General features: G+C 66.4%; 15 protein-coding genes. 6 read left to right on the plus strand and 9 right to left on the minus strand.

Going from position 1 to position 16117, the window contains the following annotated elements; translation table 11 throughout:
- Positions 1-54 precede the first annotated feature (54 nt).
- The 5 genes from IRT45_RS20965 to IRT45_RS20985 all read left to right on the plus strand — a co-directional run bounded on the left by IRT45_RS20965 (position 55) and on the right by IRT45_RS20985 (position 4673).
- Positions 55-1263, plus strand: a complete 1209-nt coding sequence (locus IRT45_RS20965; protein ID WP_194807535.1) for a cytochrome P450 — start codon at positions 55-57, stop codon at positions 1261-1263.
- The gene (locus IRT45_RS20970; protein ID WP_309241077.1) at positions 1260-2033 is read left to right on the plus strand and encodes an SDR family NAD(P)-dependent oxidoreductase; all 774 of its coding nucleotides are present in this window, start codon (positions 1260-1262) and stop codon (positions 2031-2033) included. Before IRT45_RS20965 ends, IRT45_RS20970 begins: the two co-directional genes overlap by 4 nt.
- A gap of 46 nt (positions 2034-2079) precedes the next feature.
- Entirely contained in the window at positions 2080-2418 is a 339-nt protein-coding gene (locus IRT45_RS20975) for a putative quinol monooxygenase (RefSeq protein WP_194807536.1), read from the plus strand.
- A 62-nt stretch (positions 2419-2480) separates the two neighbouring features.
- Positions 2481-3071 (plus strand): TetR/AcrR family transcriptional regulator, encoded by a 591-nt coding sequence (locus IRT45_RS20980; protein WP_194807537.1) that lies wholly within the window; start codon positions 2481-2483, stop codon positions 3069-3071.
- A gap of 549 nt (positions 3072-3620) precedes the next feature.
- Positions 3621-4673 (plus strand): CdaR family transcriptional regulator, encoded by a 1053-nt coding sequence (locus IRT45_RS20985; protein WP_194807538.1) that lies wholly within the window; start codon positions 3621-3623, stop codon positions 4671-4673.
- Positions 4674-4725: 52 nt separating this feature from the next.
- On the opposite strand, the gene IRT45_RS20990 is transcribed toward IRT45_RS20985, so the two are convergent.
- The 6 genes from IRT45_RS20990 to IRT45_RS21015 form a co-directional block, all read right to left on the minus strand.
- Positions 4726-5025 carry a cytochrome C oxidase subunit IV family protein gene (locus IRT45_RS20990; protein WP_194807539.1) on the minus strand — a complete coding sequence of 100 codons (300 nt, stop codon included), beginning with the start codon at positions 5023-5025 and terminating at the stop codon, positions 4726-4728.
- A 3-nt stretch (positions 5026-5028) separates the two neighbouring features.
- Positions 5029-5550, minus strand: coding sequence for a cytochrome c oxidase subunit 3 (locus tag IRT45_RS20995; RefSeq protein WP_228534715.1), 522 nt, complete (start codon positions 5548-5550; stop codon positions 5029-5031).
- A 107-nt stretch (positions 5551-5657) separates the two neighbouring features.
- The gene (locus tag IRT45_RS21000) at positions 5658-6497 is read right to left on the minus strand and encodes a hypothetical protein (protein ID WP_228534703.1); all 840 of its coding nucleotides are present in this window, start codon (positions 6495-6497) and stop codon (positions 5658-5660) included.
- Entirely contained in the window at positions 6494-7261 is a 768-nt protein-coding gene (locus tag IRT45_RS21005) for a hypothetical protein (RefSeq protein ID WP_194807541.1), read from the minus strand. The genes IRT45_RS21000 and IRT45_RS21005 overlap by 4 nt, the downstream gene beginning before the upstream one ends.
- 133 nt (positions 7262-7394) lie before the next feature.
- Positions 7395-8981, minus strand: coding sequence for a GMC oxidoreductase (locus tag IRT45_RS21010; protein WP_309241079.1), 1587 nt, complete (start codon positions 8979-8981; stop codon positions 7395-7397).
- A 405-nt stretch (positions 8982-9386) separates the two neighbouring features.
- A complete protein-coding gene (locus tag IRT45_RS21015; protein ID WP_309241078.1) occupies positions 9387-11069 on the minus strand; it encodes an MFS transporter in 1683 nt (560 codons plus the stop codon).
- Between the two features lie 99 nt (positions 11070-11168).
- On the opposite strand from IRT45_RS21015, the gene IRT45_RS21020 reads away from it, so the two are divergent.
- Positions 11169-12152 (plus strand): PHB depolymerase family esterase, encoded by a 984-nt coding sequence (locus IRT45_RS21020; protein WP_194807543.1) that lies wholly within the window; start codon positions 11169-11171, stop codon positions 12150-12152.
- A gap of 186 nt (positions 12153-12338) precedes the next feature.
- Here the strand turns inward: IRT45_RS21020 and IRT45_RS21025 are convergent, their stop codons facing one another.
- The 3 genes from IRT45_RS21025 to IRT45_RS21035 all read right to left on the minus strand — a co-directional run bounded on the left by IRT45_RS21025 (position 12339) and on the right by IRT45_RS21035 (position 16004).
- Entirely contained in the window at positions 12339-13268 is a 930-nt protein-coding gene (locus IRT45_RS21025) for an oxidoreductase (RefSeq protein WP_194807544.1), read from the minus strand.
- 398 nt (positions 13269-13666) lie between these two features.
- Complete coding sequence (locus tag IRT45_RS21030) at positions 13667-14659, minus strand: NAD(P)H-quinone oxidoreductase (protein WP_194807545.1); 993 nt, start codon at positions 14657-14659, stop codon at positions 13667-13669.
- 82 nt (positions 14660-14741) lie between these two features.
- Positions 14742-16004 carry a CdaR family transcriptional regulator gene (locus IRT45_RS21035; RefSeq protein WP_194807546.1) on the minus strand — a complete coding sequence of 421 codons (1263 nt, stop codon included), beginning with the start codon at positions 16002-16004 and terminating at the stop codon, positions 14742-14744.
- Positions 16005-16117 lie beyond the last annotated feature (113 nt).

The following is a 16117-nucleotide window of genomic DNA, read 5'->3' on the forward strand; positions in this document are numbered from 1 at the left end:
GACATCCGGCCCGCGCGACGCGATACCCCGGTGCCCCACAGAGAGTGAAGTTTCATGACGAACACCGATGACGCTGTCAGCTCCCCTCCCCGATCCACCTGGGCCGAGTTCGATCATCTCGCCGCCGCGGCGCTGCCCGATCCCCACACGATGCTGCGGGAATTGCGCGAATCATGTCCGGTAGGCCGCAGTGAGCGGCACGGAGGATTCTGGACCGTCACCACGCATGCCGGAGTGCTCGACGCCGCGATGCGCCCCGACGAGTTGAGTTCGGCGCGTCCGGGTCCCGGGTTTCCGGTCTTCGCGGGCGGACCGCCGCTGATCTCCAGCGACCCGCCGTTGCACCGCGATTACCGGGTGCCGTTGCAGAAATTCTTGACGCCGAAACGGGCGGAGGCGCTGCGCCCCGCGATCAGGGATATCGTCACCGAGCTGATCGACGGGTTCATCGAGCGTGGTTCGGCGGACTTTGCCGGTGAACTGTGTATTCCACTGCCCGCGATGGTGACGAGCGAATTGCTCGATTTTCCGGCCGAAGGCCGGGAACTGCTGCCCGGCTGGACCGCCTCGATCGTGGCCGAAGGGCCGGCCTCGCCGGTGTTCGGTGATCTGACGGCCTATGTCGAGCACCTTTACGAGCTGCGTTCGGTATCCCCGGGTGACGACATCACCAGCCAGGCCTTGTCATTCACTGTGGAGGGGCGGCCGATCACTCGTGAGGAGTGGGTCGGGCTGGTATTCCTGCTGATCATCGCCGGACTGGACACGACATCGAACGGCGGCGCGCTGATGCTGCACTATCTGGCGTCCCATCCGGATCTCCGGGCGGAACTGGCCACGGAGCCGGAACACACCAAATCGGCTGTGGAGGAACTACTTCGGCTCGTCTCGCCGGTGCCACAGCATTCCCGGGGCGCGACCAGCGCCTGCACGGTCGCGGGGCAGCCGGTCGCCGAGGGGGATGTGGTGCTGCTGCACTGGCTGGCGGCCAACCGCGATCCCGCCGAGTTCCCGGATCCGGATTCCATGATCATCGGCCGATCCCCGAACCGCCACGTCGCCTTCGGCTACGGCGCTCATCGCTGCCTGGGCTCGCACCTGGCGAAGGTCGAACTTCAGGTTCTCGTCGAAGAGGTGCTGGGCCGGATTCCGGACTACCGGGTCGTGGAGGACGAGGTGGTGCGGTATCCCGGGCTGAACCGTGGCATGTCGGCACTCGGCGTGCGATTCACTCCGGGCCGGCGGATCGGAGTACCGCAGTGACCACAGGTTTGCTCGCGGGCAAGGTGGCTCTCGTTACCGGGGCGTCCAAGGGAATCGGCCGGGCCATCGCGCTCGCCTTCGCCGAACAGGGAGCGGCGGCGGTCGTCTTGGCCGATCTCGCGCCCGACGGTGAGCCCGGCGAGCCGACGACCGCCGATCTCATCGCCGAGACTGCGACGAAAGCGCTGTTCGTGCCGTGCGATGTGAGTTGCTCCGCGGAGGTGGATCGCGCGGTGGCCGCCGCGGAAGAGCTGGGCGGACTGGACGTGATCGTCAACAACGCCGGTATCTCTCCGCCGGTTCCGCCGTTCCCCGACATGGACGACGCCACCTTCGCCCGCATCATGGAGGTCAATCTTTACGGCACCTTCTACGGTTGCCGGGCCGCCGCCAGAGTCATGCGCCCGCGTGGAGCCGGCTCGATCATCAACATGTCGAGCATTGCGGGTCTGGTCGGCGCCGCCGGCAACTGCGCCTATGCCAGTTCCAAGGGAGGAATCCGTCTGCTCACCTACGCGCTGGCGGTAGAGCTGGGTGCGCTCGGGATCCGGGTCAATGCCCTGCACCCCGGCGTCATCGATACCGATATGTCGCGGCGGGCGTTCGCTGATCCCGCGGTGCGCGAGGCCATCGAGGCGCATATTCCGTCCGCCCGTGTCGGTGGTGCCGAGGAGGTCGCGCGCGCCGCGGTCTTCCTCGCCAGCGACCTGTCCAGCTATGTCAACGGGGCATCGCAGACCGTCGACGGCGGCCTCGCGATCGCCTTCTGAATCCCGTTGTGAGCCTTCGACTTCCAGCCGTAGATCAGGAAGATTCATGCCGAAAACCATTGCTGTCGCCTCGATGACCCCGCGTCCGGGAACCTTCTCCGAATTCGGCGCGGGGCTGGAGGACCTTCGCCGGATCTCGCTCGCCGAACCGGGAACCCGCGAATTCTCCGTCGCCACCGTGGACGGCGAGCAGCCCCGGTTTCTCGTGGTCGAGGTGTTCGATGACCACGACGCCTATCTCGCCCACGAGGAGAACCCGGATGTACTCACTGTCGCCGAGGTGCTTCAGGAACTGCTCGCCGCTGCCGATATTCAAGTGGGTTCCGTAGTGGAGCCCGCGCCCGCCCGAGGCGACGGCGGGATGGTCGGTGACTCGCGGCGGTAAGTTCAGGCGCCGCTGTCCAGCGCAGTCCGAGGTGGCCGAGCCGGTCGGATAAGCTCGGCGGCATGGACCCTGCGGATCGTCCGCCGAGCGAGATAGCGGCGCGGACCGCTTACAGCGCGACCAAGCTGCGTACGATCGAGGCCGCGCTGCGGTTGTTCGCCGAGCACGGGATCAGCGGGACTTCGTTGCAGATGATCGCCGATGCACTCGGTGTCACCAAGGCTGCGATCTACTACCAGTTCCGGACCAAGGACGACATCGTCCTCGCGGTTGCGGAGTCGGAGCTCGCTTGGCTGGACGAGGCGGTGTCGGTAGCCGAGTCGGAACCCGATGCTGTCCGCGGCCGCCGAGTGCTGCTCGAGCAGGTGATCGCACTGGCGGTGCGGCGACGCCGGTTGGTCGGGCTGCTGCAGACCGATCCGGTGATGGTTCGGTTTCTCGCGGAGTACAAGCCGTTCCAGCGGGTGATCGAGCGCCTGTTCGCGATGCTGATCGGCGATACCGCCGCCCCGGACATCCGGGTGAAAGCGGCGATGATGTCGGCGGCCATCGGCGGCGCGGCGATTCATCCGCTGGTTACCGATCTCGATGATGAGGTGCTGTACCAGTATCTTCTCGATATCGCTCATCGACTGTTCCAGCTCCCCGGCTGAGATCTCCTCCTGGACAAGCGGTTCGGCTCCGCCGGATGGCTCTCGTCGGCGGCGGCTCGACACATGTGGACCGGCAACTCTGCCCGCAGGGCTCGATCACGTGCCGACCGCCCGGCCCTTGTGGCGACCTAGTCGATCGGCTATATTCAATCAGGTCCTAGCCGATCGGCTAGATGATGGTCTCGTAGGCGCGCCGCGGGGTGAGCCTGCCCGGACGAGGGATGCGATGGCAGAGGGCACCGAGGTTGGCATTATGCGCACACGACGATTGGTCGCGGGTTGCGTCACGTTGCCAGCCGGCTGCCGTCCGGCGAAGGGAAATTCCCAGTGATCGAATCCCATGGAGCGAGACGCCCGTGCCGGGCGGCGGCATCAGCGTCGATCGCGCCTGCTGCGCCAGAATCTTCTGCCATGCAACATATTTGACTTATCCGTGCGCGATTCGTCGTGGTTGTGCGCGGAAAGAAACCCCCGATCCTTCAGTGTTGTCGCCGACCATGGCTGCCGGTGCCCCGTGATCCGATGCTTCTTCGAGGTGGTGGAGAGCCGATGAGCGCAACAGTTGTCACCACTTCCGGCGGTGTCGATCACGCGGTAGTGCGGGCATGCCAGGAGCTGGCGGAGGCGCTGGTGGCCGGGACGCCGGTGCACGACAGAACCGGCCGACTCGAAGCGGCCGCGGCGCGGTGGGCGAGAGCTGGAGTCCCGCTGGAGTGGGTCCACGAACAGTTGGGTAAGAGTCTGAACTACCCCAAGCGACCTGGCGCCGGGGCCCAAGACGTCGAGGAGCGGGAGTTCGCCGTATTCACCGCCCGGCTCACCGCTGTCCTGGCGACCGTGTCGAAGGCGTATCTGACCGAGAAACACAGTTGCCTTCCGTCGCGTTCGCGCTTGGTGTCGGCTCTGCTCACCGGAGACGACGGGACCGCATTGGCTCGCGAGTGCGCGGTAGTACTCGCGCCGAGATACGCAGTGATCGCCGTGGCGCTCCCCGGTTATGGCGAGCCGCACGCGTCGGGAACGCGCGTCGCAACGCGGATCGAGATGGAATTGGCGCGCCGCTGCGGATCCGCCGGATTGTCTCGCCTGTCCGGTTCCGACGGGACGATTTTGGTACCGGAACCCCTCGAGGAGTCGGTACTGGACCGGCTTCTCGAGGACCTGTCGGCGGCGGCGCGGGTACCGCTCACGGCGGCGACCGTCTCGGCGGCACGGCCGGAGCTTGCCGACGCCGCCTGCCGCGCACACGACCTACTGGAGATCGCGGTATTGCTGGGCCAGCCGGGCACACTGCACCGTTTCCGCGATCTTGCCGCGGAGTATCAGCTCACCCGTCCCGGTCCCGCCCGCGACCAGCTCGCCGGCGTACTCGATCCGCTCGACGGCGCTCCGCATCTGATGCTCACCTTGCGGCTTCATCTGTGCGGCACCTATGGCCGCCGGGCCATAGCCCGACGCCTCGGCATCCATGCCAACACCGTCGAGTATCGACTCAAACGTATCGCCAGTCTCACCGGGCTGGACCCCTTCACCGTGCCCGGGCAGTGGAAGCTTCGCTGCGCGCTGACAGCTCGCTCACGCCCGGCAATACCATCGGCCTGACCAGTTCACTCCCGCAAAAGCCGGCGACAGAGCGCCATATCGTCGCACTCGCCTATGCCGCAGCCAGCCAGGTGCCGAGTAGTTGGCTGCCGATCAGACATACGGCGACAATCGCGATCCAAGCATCGGTGAGCCGCCCCAGCAGGACGGGGGCCCGGCGAACGTCCATGAACTGGCGGGCGATGAGGCGCACTTTGACCAGGGCGATAACGATCGCGGTGACGGTGACCGCAGTACTGGGAAGCACCACATGGTCGCGGTCGACGGAGTCGTCGAGGACCAGATAAACCAACGTCAGCACAGTCAGCACCAGCCATGTCGCCGGCAGGCGGAGTTTCGATCCGAGATCCACGAGTCACCTCACGATATAGAGCAGGGCGAAGATGAGCACCCACAACACGTCGACGGTGTGCCAGTACGTGGCGGCCGTTTCCACGATCTTCTGGGAGCGGCGAGCGGGGCTGTAGAGCTGATACATCACCACCCCCATAGCGACGAACCCGATGAGCAGGTGCACGCAGTGGATCGAGGTCAGGAAGTAGTAGTGGGAGAAGAAATCGGTCGAGGCGACGGTGTTCCCGGCCTGGATTTGGCGCACCCACTCGAACACCTTCAACGCGAGGAATACCAGCCCCAGTCCGATTGTGGCCGCCGCGCCGGCCATCGCGGTGGAGTACCGGCCGGCGCGGGCAGCGTGCACACAGCGAGCGACCGACCACGAACTGGTCAGTAGCACAACGGTGTTGAGCACGCCTGTCGTCAGGCCGAGCTCGGCTTGCGAACGCAGGTACAGCTGCGGATTCTGCGCTCTGCAGAACAGATACACCGAGAAGTAGGCGGTGAAAACCAGCGTTTCGAAGGCCACGAACGCCCACATGTCCGGCTGCCCCGGCACGAGCCCGGCATGCGTGCCGTTCTCGCCGGCGGTGGAGTCACCGCCGGCGACCTGCGATGACCGGGAACCGTTGTCGGTGGATTCGGCGGTCATGACGTCCTCACCGGATTGGTCGTTGCGGATTTTTCCTGTGCCACCAGGTCGGGCAGCGGCCCGCTGCCGAAGTCCTCGCGCCGGATCAGAGTGCGGAGCAGGTGGATGAAGGCGCCGGTGTAGATGCCGAAGACGACCATGTTGATCCACCACGCAATCAGGCCGTTCCAGGCGAATACACCGCGATGGAACAGGCAGGCGGGGGCGACGACGACCTCGGTGAGCGCGTTGCACAGATTCAGGTAGGCGAACCACTTCGGAAACACCCGGTTACGGTCGAGCAGGATCGCCAGCATCCACACCAGCGACCCGATCAGGAATACGCCCATGGTCGCCACGAACGTCAGGAACGCGGTGTCGTACAGGCCGGCCAGCAAAGCCGGGTCCCGGTCGGGGCGCATCGCCCCGACGGTCAGCACAATGCACAGCAGCAGCATGCCGGGCACCGCGCTCAGCGAATACAACACCAGGTAGGAGTAGGCGAAGGCGCGGCTGACCGACATTCGAGTCATCGAGTACGCGATCAGCGCGTTGCACGGCGCGGTCATACCGGTGAGCGCGAACATGATCGCGAACCCGACGAGCACGCCGTTGCGGGTGCCGTTGAACCAGGCCGCTACTCCCACTGCGTCGCGGGCGGGACTCGGCGGCGGCTGCGTGCGGGTCATGACGAAGAAGACGGCCGCGAACACGTTGTAGAACGCGACCATCGTCCACCACGCAAACCACAACTCGCGCTTGGGATTATGACGGCAGTGCCACACGAAGCGGCCGACCAGCGACGCGGTGACGGGCACAGACGGTGGTGCCGCTCCCGGCTGGGCCTCGATGCTCATACCGTCGCCTCGTCCCCGGGTACCGCCGAAGCGAGTCCTTCCGCCGTGGTCTCCGCGGGTGCGGTGTCGTCGCCGCGCCGACGGGAGACGGCGCGGACGAGCACGGCGGTCATGACGGCAATCCAGGCGGTGATCGCGATGTTCTTGACCCAGAACGACAGCACACCGTTCCACGCGAAGGGTCCGCTGTGGGCCAGCGCGGTGAACGCCGCCGGCACCAATGCTGCCGCGACAACGAGGTTGAAATGCGCCACCCATCGGCGAAACACCGGACGCGGCTGGCGGTCGGTGTAGATCGCGATCGCCACGAACACGCTCTGCGCGATGAGAAACGGCACTCCCGCGGTGAACGTCACCCACGCCAAATCGTTGAACATGCGGGTCAGCTCCGGGTCACGGTCGGGCCGGAACGCGGCGATGATCCAGAACAGATTCGCGGTCAGAAACAGCGTGGGTCCGCCTGCGGCGCAGCCGATTACGCAATAGGAGAAAATCGGCGTGCGGTGCGCCATGCGCCGCATCTGCACCGCGAGCACCATCAGGATCGGCACCAGGCCCACGCAAAACCAATTGAACAAGATCATGCTGTAGCGGATACGCGGCACGTTTCCAGGGTCACGATAGAACGCCGCCACCTCGTCGGCCGACATCGCCGGGGACATCGGATGGACGAATCCCGGAAAAAGGAAGAATGCAGATATCCACACGATCGCCACGACCGGCACCGTCCAGACGAGGATCAGCTCGCCATCTGTTCTTCTCATGTTTTTCAACTCCTCACGCGAATGCGCACCGAAGTACGCGTCCCGCGAAAGCTTCGACGCCCGGTACGAGATCGGCCGGTCGTTCTGCTGGATAGCGGGCGATGCAGTCGGCCCGGCATGTCGATGGGCTGGGTCAGAAGACGGTTCCGAGGTCTTTGGCGAGGATGTCGTCGAGACAGCGCTCGGCGAGGGCGGCGATGGTCATCGACGGGTTGCAGGCACCGGTATTGCCGGGGATCAGGGCACCGTCGACAACGTAGAGCCCGCGCTGGCCGCTGACCCGGCCGTACGTGTCACACACCGCCCCCATCACCGCGCCCCCGAGAGGATGCCAGGTGGAAGTGTCGGTGACACCGGTGTCGATGACGGCGCCGCCGGGGTCGGGGCCGACGATGCGGCCGATTGTGGCGCGGATGCGACTGGTGAGATCGGCGCTGTAATCGGGTTTCCAGTGCAGGATCGCGTCGTCCAGCGCGGGGTCGAACACGAACTCGCCTTTGGCGTCGACCGATCCGAATCCCACCATGGACATGAGGTCGAGGTCGACCGGGAAGGGTGCCGGTCCGATGGCGATCGTGAACGGCCCGGCCGGGTCGTCCCAGAACTTCACCCCGACACACGCCGGACCGCCCTGCTGCGCACCCCAACTGCCGTGGGGTGCACGCACGAGATATATGCGGTCGCCGTTGCTGCCCCACCCCTGCCCGGTGGCGTCGGGTAGGTCCCCGATGAGATTCTTGGCTTTGGCCTTGCACAGCAGCCGCGTCGTGCCCGCCGAGCCGGCCGCCAAGAAGACGGCGTCGGCCATGATCTGCTTACGCTCGACCACCGCGCCGGTGGTGTCGATGCGGTCGGTGTGCAGCAACCACCGCCCGTCGGCGCGGCGTTCGACGTCACGGACGATGTGCAGGGTCTCCACCGTGACCCGGCCGGTACCCTCCGCGGCCTTGACGTAGGTGACATCGACTGTGCGTTTGCCGCCGTTGTTCACCCCGTAGGACAGGTCGCTGTTGGTGTAGCTGGGCTTGGCCTGCCCGCGCAGCTCCATGCGCGCGAACTCCCAGTCGATCGGCAGCGGCACCCGGAAGTGCTCCAGTCCGGCGGCACCGACCATCTCGGCGAACAGCCGGGTCCCCTGATAGGACGGCGAGTTCCACAGATCGTCGGGTAACGGTGCCGGGCGCAGCACCTGCGCCACCCGGCGATAGTAGATATCGCGCATCGGTGCGTAGTCCACGCCGGGGATGTCGCGAGTGAAGTTGGCCTCTGTCGGCTGCAGGGTCATGCCGTGATAGTTCAGCGACCCGCCCCCGACCCCGGCCGCGCACATGATGTCCATCCCCTCCCCCCGCACCCGTTCGAGGATTCCCGGGAACTTCTCGAAGGTCGCGGGCACCCCTGCTGCGGTGGTGTCGGCGAGGAATGTCGACCGCTTGTCCGGGGTCATCACATGCGAGAACGTCTCGGCATTCGGGCCGGTCCTCCAGCGCAGTCCGCGTTCGAGGACCAGCGTTTCCACCCCCGCGCGCGCCAGCCGCGCCGCGGCGACCCCGCCTCCGAACCCACTGCCGATCACGACCACCCGACGGCGATCCTCGGTCACCTGGGCCCGCACCCGCGGGGTAGGCAGCACACTGAACCCCGCTCCGATCGCGGCCGCACCGGCGCCGGCCAGCACCGTACGCCGGGATAGGCCTCTACGGCTCGGCCGAAATGCCACGGAGGACAGGCTGGAACTCACGCCCTGTGCGTCGAATCGATTGCCAGTCACCATCATTCCTTTCGGGGACACCACCTGGGGCAGCAGGGATGGCGTGCGCACGGAACCACCGTGCCTGGGTGGAAGGGATGAGGGGCCATCCACCCAGGCCGCGGCCGCCGCAGTGATTCACGGCGTCGTCGAGGTGGTCACGCGACCGGCAGGTCCACGCTGCGAATCTAGCCGATCGACTAGATCGAAGGCTAGCCGAACGGCTAGAAGAGCGCAATAGGTACGGACGAACGTGCCGTCACGCCGTGGAGTGCTGGAACCCTTGCGAGACAACACTTTCTGCGGCCCTCCGCCCGGCGAAGTCATGGCGAGCCATGCCCATCGCACTGCGCAGACGCTGACCACGGCAAGCGATTACTGTGCCGGGTTATCGGCCGGCGCGGCACAGTGCGAGTCCTGCGAGCTGTCGGCGCCGCCGGTTGCCGGAGTGCGGCCATGGCGCATGAACACGGCCAGGACCAACGCGATGAGCGTCGTGGCGGTGACGAACCAGAATCCGAGGATGTAGCCGCGGTCTGTGAACACCTGAGGAATCGTCTGCACCGTAGTGTGGCCCATGACGTCGATGCGCGCGGTGAGCGGTGCGTTGTTGAGCAGCGCGGTGACAACCGCCAGGCCGATCGCGGTTCCGATGTTGAGGGTGACACCGAGCATTCCGACACTGATGCCTTGCTGTTCGTCGGGGACGGCCTCGACGATCAGGTTCGGAAGGGCCGCATAGAAGAATCCGAACCCGATCCCGAAACCCACGCTCAAAATGAGAAACAGCGGCCAACTGTAGGAGGGGATCGCGACCGCGTAGCCGACGCCGACGGCAGCCATGACGGCCAGGGCGATGAGGGTGGGAGTCCGCGGGCCGACACGGCGGGCGAGGTATCCGCCGAGCGGTCCGAAGATCAGGCTCACCGCGCCGCTCCAAATACCGAGGTGCAGCGCATACTGCAACAGGGTGAACCCACTGCCGTAGCTGTAGCCCGGATCCAGCACCACATGCACGATCGACGTGGGGATGTTCACGCCCGCGACCTGGTGAGCCTGCTCGACAACACCCTGCGCCACAACATCTTTCAGCTGATCGGCGCTAGGGGTTTGCGTCATGTAGCCGAGTGCGTACGACTGGACGGCGAGGATGAACACGCCGAACAACGCGATCAGCAGCACCATGCTGACCCGCGGATGCAGGAGCAGCTTCATGTCCATGATCGGCCTGCGCACTCGCTGCTCGATGATGAAAAACCCGGCCAGCAGGACCAGCCCGGCAACCAGCCATGCCCACGCGCTGGGCCGCCCCCACCCCCAGTCCTGCCCTTTGTCCAGGTACAGCAGGGTGAACAGCACACCGGCCGCCAACAACAGCGCACCTATCGGGTCGAAGCGATCTTTGACACGCAGTTTCGACTCCGGCACCACCAGCATGACGATGGGGGTCAGTACGATCACGAAGAGCGCCAGGAACCAGAACATCGCACGCCAGTCGTAATGGTCGACAAGCAATCCGCCGATCACCGGGCCGAGGATCCCGGAGAACCCCAGTCCAGCACCGGTCAGACCCAAGCCGATCGGAACGTACTTGCGCGGCAGTAGATCCCGAATCAAACCGTAGGAGATGATCTGGGTGGAGATGGCGAACGCCTGCAGGCCTCGTCCGATCAGAAACCAGGTCCAGTTGTCGGTCACCGCGTCGATCAGGCACCCCGCGACGAAAAACAGTCCACTGATGACGAAAAGCCGTTTCTTGCCCCAGATGTCGCTCATCTTGCCCAAAAGCGGTGTGGCTGCCGCTCCGATCAGACCGAGCACGATGATGACCCAGCTGAGGTTGGCGCCGACTCCGGGAAACGACGCACTGATTTTCTGCAGCGCCGGCGCGATCATGATGTACTGCAGCGGCGCCATCTCGGTGTAGAGCACGATCACCGCAAGCACCGTGTAGACGCGTAACCGCGACGCTCCCTCCAGCCGTCCGGTGTCGGGCTCGGCACCCGGGATGCGCGGGGCGATGGAACTGGTGGACATACACACTCCAAGGTCGAACATGTGCGGCAGCCCAGCGTGGCCACCTCTTTACGCGACCTAGCCATTCGGCTAGTGTTGCGCATCACATGGTAACCGCGTTCCCGGAAAAGGAAAGACCGTATGTTCCGCAGTCTGGCCACCCTCTGCGCCGCCGCATCGACGGCGTTCACACTGTGCGGGCTTCCCGTTGCGCAGGCCGAACCAACGCCCGTACCCGCGGCCGACACGGTGGCGTCGGCTGGATGCGGCCCCGCCGCAGCGCCGCCGGGCACGTCGATCGAAAGGTTCACCGGCAGCGGCAAGTCCGGCGTCTACATCCGTGACATCCCGGACTTGCCCGCCGGGCGCCCGGCGCCGCTGGTTGTCGACCTGCACGGCTATCTCGAACCGGCGATGATCGAACACTCCGGCACGGGCATCGGCCGCTTCGGCCTCGAGCACGGCTTCGCCACCATCACCCCCGAACTCGACCAGCCCGGATTTCCCCGCTGGGACCCTGGCCCCGGTAGTCCCGACATCGCCTACCTGTCGGAATTGCTCACCCACATCGAGACCACTGCGTGCGTGGATCAGCGCCGGATCTACGTGACCGGGCTGTCACTGGGCGCGGCCATGACCTCCTCGTTGGCCTGCCGGCTTGCCGATCGAATCGCTGCCGTCGCCCCGGTCGCCGGGCTACAGAACTACCCATGGTGCATCCCGGCGCGGCCGATGCCGACCATCGCGTTCCACGGCACCGAAGATCCGTTCGTCTCCTACCACGGCGGCATGGGCCCCACCGGCGCACTGCTGCCGACCCTCGACGGGCCGCTGCCGTTCCAGCCGCAGCCCATCCCCGACCAAGCCGCCGCCTGGGCCACCCGCAACGGCTGCGCCGCCACACCGGCCCAGCAACAGATCGGCAGCGATATCACCGTCACCAGCTACCGCTGCCCGACCGCTGCGGAGGTCCGGCTGTACACCGTCGCCGGCGGCGGGCACACTTGGCCCGGCAGCACCTCGCCCGTCTATCCCGCCGCGATGGTCGGCGCCACCACAACCACGATCGACGCCAACATGGTCATCTGGGACTTCTTCCAGGCGCACCCCCTGCCCCGTCGATAACACCGTGACGCCGCAGCACAGCACCACAATGACCGGCACCGAGCGGCCACCGCGTTGGCGACCGGCGCGGAAACGGACAGGAACAGGGCAAGCCACAGCCGCGCATGCATCAACGACGGATTGGTGTACGCGTTGGTGAGATTCGCCAATCGAGTTGCCCCCGACGGGGCGGCGGCGAATCGTGCGCTACTCCGGCGCGGCCTCCGGTCGCCGCACAACCCCCGGGGCGCCGGTCAGCCCGAATCGGACGCCGGTCAGTTCTTCGGAAGCCTCCCAGAGCGTGTGCGCCAGTCCGAGATCACTCGCCGCGGCGGTGCGGCCGGCGAGGGCCGGATGACCCCGGTATTCGAGAAACCGATCGGGGCCGACATAACTTCCACCGGGGAGGTCCTGGCTGGCGGCGAACAACACGGGCCACGCACCGGCTTCCGCCGGCTGGGCGAGCAGCCGGTTACCGATTCGGCCGAACAGATCGAAAATGGCGTTGCCCGTTCGGGTTTGCAGATTCGTGGCGGCGTACCCGGGATGCGCCGCCAGGGAACGAACAGCGGACCCCGCCCGCGTGAGCCGCCGCTGCAGTTCCAGCGAGAACAGCAGATTGGCCAGTTTGGACTGATTGTATGCGGCGGTCCGGCTGTAGCGGCGGCGCTGCCAGTTCAGGTCGTCGAGGTCGATCGTGCCGGAGCGATGCATCACCGACGACATTGTGACGACTCGATCGGTGATATGCGGGAGTAGCAGATTGGTGAGCGCGAAGGTACCGAGATGGTTGGTGCCGAACTGGGTTTCGAATCCGTCCGCGGTGCGCCCCTCCGGCACGTTCATCACGCCGGCATTGTTGACCAGGACATCTATCTCCCCGGTCCACTCGTCGGCGAATCTGCGAATCGAAGACAGATCGGCGAGATCGAGGACCCGCACTTCGGTCTCGCCGGTAATGGTCGCCGCAGCCTGCCTTCCCCGCGACGGGTCACGGACGGCCAGGACGACGTGCGCACCGACTCCTGCGAGGTGGCGTGCGGCCACCAGCCCGAGCCCACTGTTTGCTCCGGTGACGACAACGGTGCGATGCGCGAAGCTGGGTAGATCCGCCGAAGTCCAGGTAGCCTCAGTCATAACCCAAATGTAAGCGTTAATAACATTGCTGTCAACGGCCTCGAATCAGCGGGCTCCACACGGACCCGGAGTCGCGCCGACGAGCGATCACCGGAGTCGGGATCGGTCGACAGGCAAGGTTGCGATGCGGTAGCCGGATGAGCACGCGTCGAAGTACCGCACACGTCGCGTCCGGTCAGCACCGAGATCGCCCGGGTTTTCGGCCCCACGGTCGCGGCTGCCCGAACTGGGTCACCAGCCTCGACAGCGACATCGACGCCGCCCGCACCACCGCAGGCATGGCGAACGCCGACCGCGGTACCGACCCGGCGCTGCCGGTGGCCACGCCGCGCCCCCCTCGAGGTGCCGTCACTGCCGGGGATCAGCACGGGCGCGGGCGGACCCACCCGGCACGATCGTCAGGGTTCACGGACGGTGAGCAGCACTTTGCCGACGGTCTCGGCCGAATCGAGCAGCGGGTGCGCCTGTGCGACGTCGGCGATCGGAATCGTCGCGGAGACGACCGGCGCGACCGCGCCGGCGGCGATCAGCGGCCACAGTTCGCGGCGCAACTCGCCCACGATCTCGCCTTTCGAACCGGGACCGGTCTCCGGGCGGCGGCGCAGATTGGTGACGTGGATCGAGCCGCGCTTACCCAGCAGCACACCGAGATTCACCTCCGCGACGGCACCGCCCTGCAATCCGATGATCGTCAGGTCACCATCTTCCGCCAGAGCGTCGACATTGCGGGCCAGGTACCCGGCGCCCATGATGTCGAGAATCACATCGGCGCCGCCGTATTCGTCGGTCACGACCGACACGAAATCCTGTTCCCGATAGTTGATCAGCGTATTCGCGCCGAGATCGCGGCAGCGGTCGAGTTTGAACTGCGAGCCGGCCGTCACCGCGACGCGGGCGCCGAGCGCGCGGCCCACCTGGATCGCATGCGTGCCGATCCCACTGCCGCCACCGTGGATCAGCAACGTCTGTCCCTCACGGAGCCCACCGACCGTGACGATGTTCGACCAGACGGTCGCGGCCGCCTCCGGCAGTGCCGCGGCCTCGACGAGGCCGACGCCCTCCGGCACCGGGAGCACGCGCGTAATGGGCACGTTCACGCGTTCGGCGTAACCACCGCCCGGCAGCAGCGCACACACGGCGTCACCGGGCCGCCAGTCCTGCACACCGGCACCGACCTCGGCGACAACGCCGGAAACCTCCAGGCCCAGAATTTCGCTCGCACCCGGCGGCGGCGGGTACACGCCCCAGCGCTGCATGACGTCGGCACGGTTGACGCCCGCCGCCACGACATCCACCGCCACTTCCCCGGGGCCGGGCGCGGGCAGGTCGTCGACCTGGCGCCACTTCATGACCTCCGGTCCGCCGAATCCGTCGAGTGCCACCGCGAACATGTCGTCTCCTCATCGCTCGATCCCATGTAGACGGCGCTAACATAGCCTAGTAAATAAACGCCGCTAACATCAGGGTCGGCCGTTAGCCGGGGCGACCTCGGTTGTGCGCACCGGCGTCCCGGCGGGCGGGCTCCCGCCAATGCAACACCTCCAGCGCGGCGGCGACCGCAACGATGTTGTCCGCCAACGGCTTCGGCAGTAATTCGTCGGCGCGAGCCAGGCGCCGGATGATCGTGTTGCGGTGGATGTACAACCGCTGCGCCGTGCGTGAGGTGTTGCAGAGCTGCTGGATGTAGACCCGAAGAATCGTCAGCGTTTCCAGATCCGCGGTCAGCAACTCGCCCAGCGTCTCCTGAACGAACTCGTCGGCCGACGCCGGGTCCCGCGTCATCAGTGCGACCACCGCGATGTCGTCGTAGCGGGCCACCTGCTGCGGCGAGGTCAGGCGTGCCAGCATCTGCTGGGTGTTCGCCGCCTCGAGGTGACTGCGCCGGAATCCGTCGACACCCCGGCCCGGCCGCCCGATGGCGATGCGGATGGCTTCGTACTGCGCGATGTCCGACGTCAGCACCGCGGTGTCGACCGCGGCTGCGGTCGGCAACCAGACCCACAGCGCGTTGGCACTCGCGATGACCGTGAGCCGGTTGAGTACGCCCGTGTGCCGGGTCAGCGCCTCGGCAGCCGCGTCCAGCTGCCCGGCCGCCTCGGCCGACACATCCCAGACGATCGCGGCCGTATGGGGACCCGTCAACCGGTAACCGAGTTGGGTTTCCGCTCGCGCGGTGGTGATGGCCGTCCCTTCGAGGATCAGCGTCGCGGCGGCCAGCCGCTCGGCATGCGTACCTCGCGTCAGGGCGCGCCGCTCGCTGTCCATCGCCACACCGACGGCGTCGGCGATATCGTCGACGTAGGTGCTGATCGATTGCGCCGACAGATCCAGCAGCTCCGGCAGGTCGGCAGGCTCGGATGCCAGCGAAAAGCAGGTCTGCATCCAGCGCCGCCACACCAGACTCTGACCGGTGCGATAGGCATTGAGAACCGACCTGTCCAGGCCGCGGCGGGCCATGTCCCGCGCACTGGCCAGCAGTTGCGGTGGCACGTCGGCGGGCACCCGCCGGCCCGGGTGCTGCATGTTGTGCACCGCCCATTGCCGCAGCACGGCCACGTTCCCGCGCCATACCGCCTCGGCCAGCGCGGGGTCCTCGGCGATCGGGCGCAACTGCTCGCCGGTCAGCGTTTCGGCACCGGGTCCGAACCATGTCTCCCCCGAGGTGAACGCCACCTCGGCGGCGCGCCGCCAGATCCCGGCCACCCGGTCCGACGGACGCGGCCACTCCCGATCCATCTGAACACTATGCACCTCCGGAAGACGAATCAGTGGCGTTCCGACCTCGATTCGCGGGTTCGAACGGAGGATCGTCGTTTCCATTGCACAGCGACCCCTATCGAGAACCGTGA

The organism is Nocardia sp. BSTN01 (genome assembly GCF_015354405.1).
GTDB lineage: Bacteria > Actinomycetota > Actinomycetes > Mycobacteriales > Mycobacteriaceae > Nocardia.

Bases quoted from the DNA above. Each gene is read 5' to 3' on its own strand.
- IRT45_RS21030 (WP_194807545.1), bottom strand. From the start codon at position 14,659: ATGTTCGCGGTGGCACTCGACGGATTCGGCGGACCGGAGGTCATGAAG.
- IRT45_RS21020 (WP_194807543.1), top strand. From the start codon at position 11,169: ATGTTCCGCAGTCTGGCCACCCTCTGCGCCGCCGCATCGACGGCGTTC.
- IRT45_RS21025 (WP_194807544.1), bottom strand. From the start codon at position 13,268: ATGACTGAGGCTACCTGGACTTCGGCGGATCTACCCAGCTTCGCGCAT.
- IRT45_RS21000 (WP_228534703.1), bottom strand. From the start codon at position 6,497: ATGAGCATCGAGGCCCAGCCGGGAGCGGCACCACCGTCTGTGCCCGTC.
- IRT45_RS20975 (WP_194807536.1), top strand. From the start codon at position 2,080: ATGCCGAAAACCATTGCTGTCGCCTCGATGACCCCGCGTCCGGGAACC.
- IRT45_RS21005 (WP_194807541.1), bottom strand. From the start codon at position 7,261: ATGAGAAGAACAGATGGCGAGCTGATCCTCGTCTGGACGGTGCCGGTC.
- IRT45_RS21035 (WP_194807546.1), bottom strand. From the start codon at position 16,004: ATGGATCGGGAGTGGCCGCGTCCGTCGGACCGGGTGGCCGGGATCTGG.
- IRT45_RS20985 (WP_194807538.1), top strand. From the start codon at position 3,621: ATGAGCGCAACAGTTGTCACCACTTCCGGCGGTGTCGATCACGCGGTA.
- IRT45_RS21015 (WP_309241078.1), bottom strand. From the start codon at position 11,069: ATGTTCGACCTTGGAGTGTGTATGTCCACCAGTTCCATCGCCCCGCGC.
- IRT45_RS20965 (WP_194807535.1), top strand. From the start codon at position 55: ATGACGAACACCGATGACGCTGTCAGCTCCCCTCCCCGATCCACCTGG.
- IRT45_RS20980 (WP_194807537.1), top strand. From the start codon at position 2,481: ATGGACCCTGCGGATCGTCCGCCGAGCGAGATAGCGGCGCGGACCGCT.
- IRT45_RS20995 (WP_228534715.1), bottom strand. From the start codon at position 5,550: ATGTGGGCGTTCGTGGCCTTCGAAACGCTGGTTTTCACCGCCTACTTC.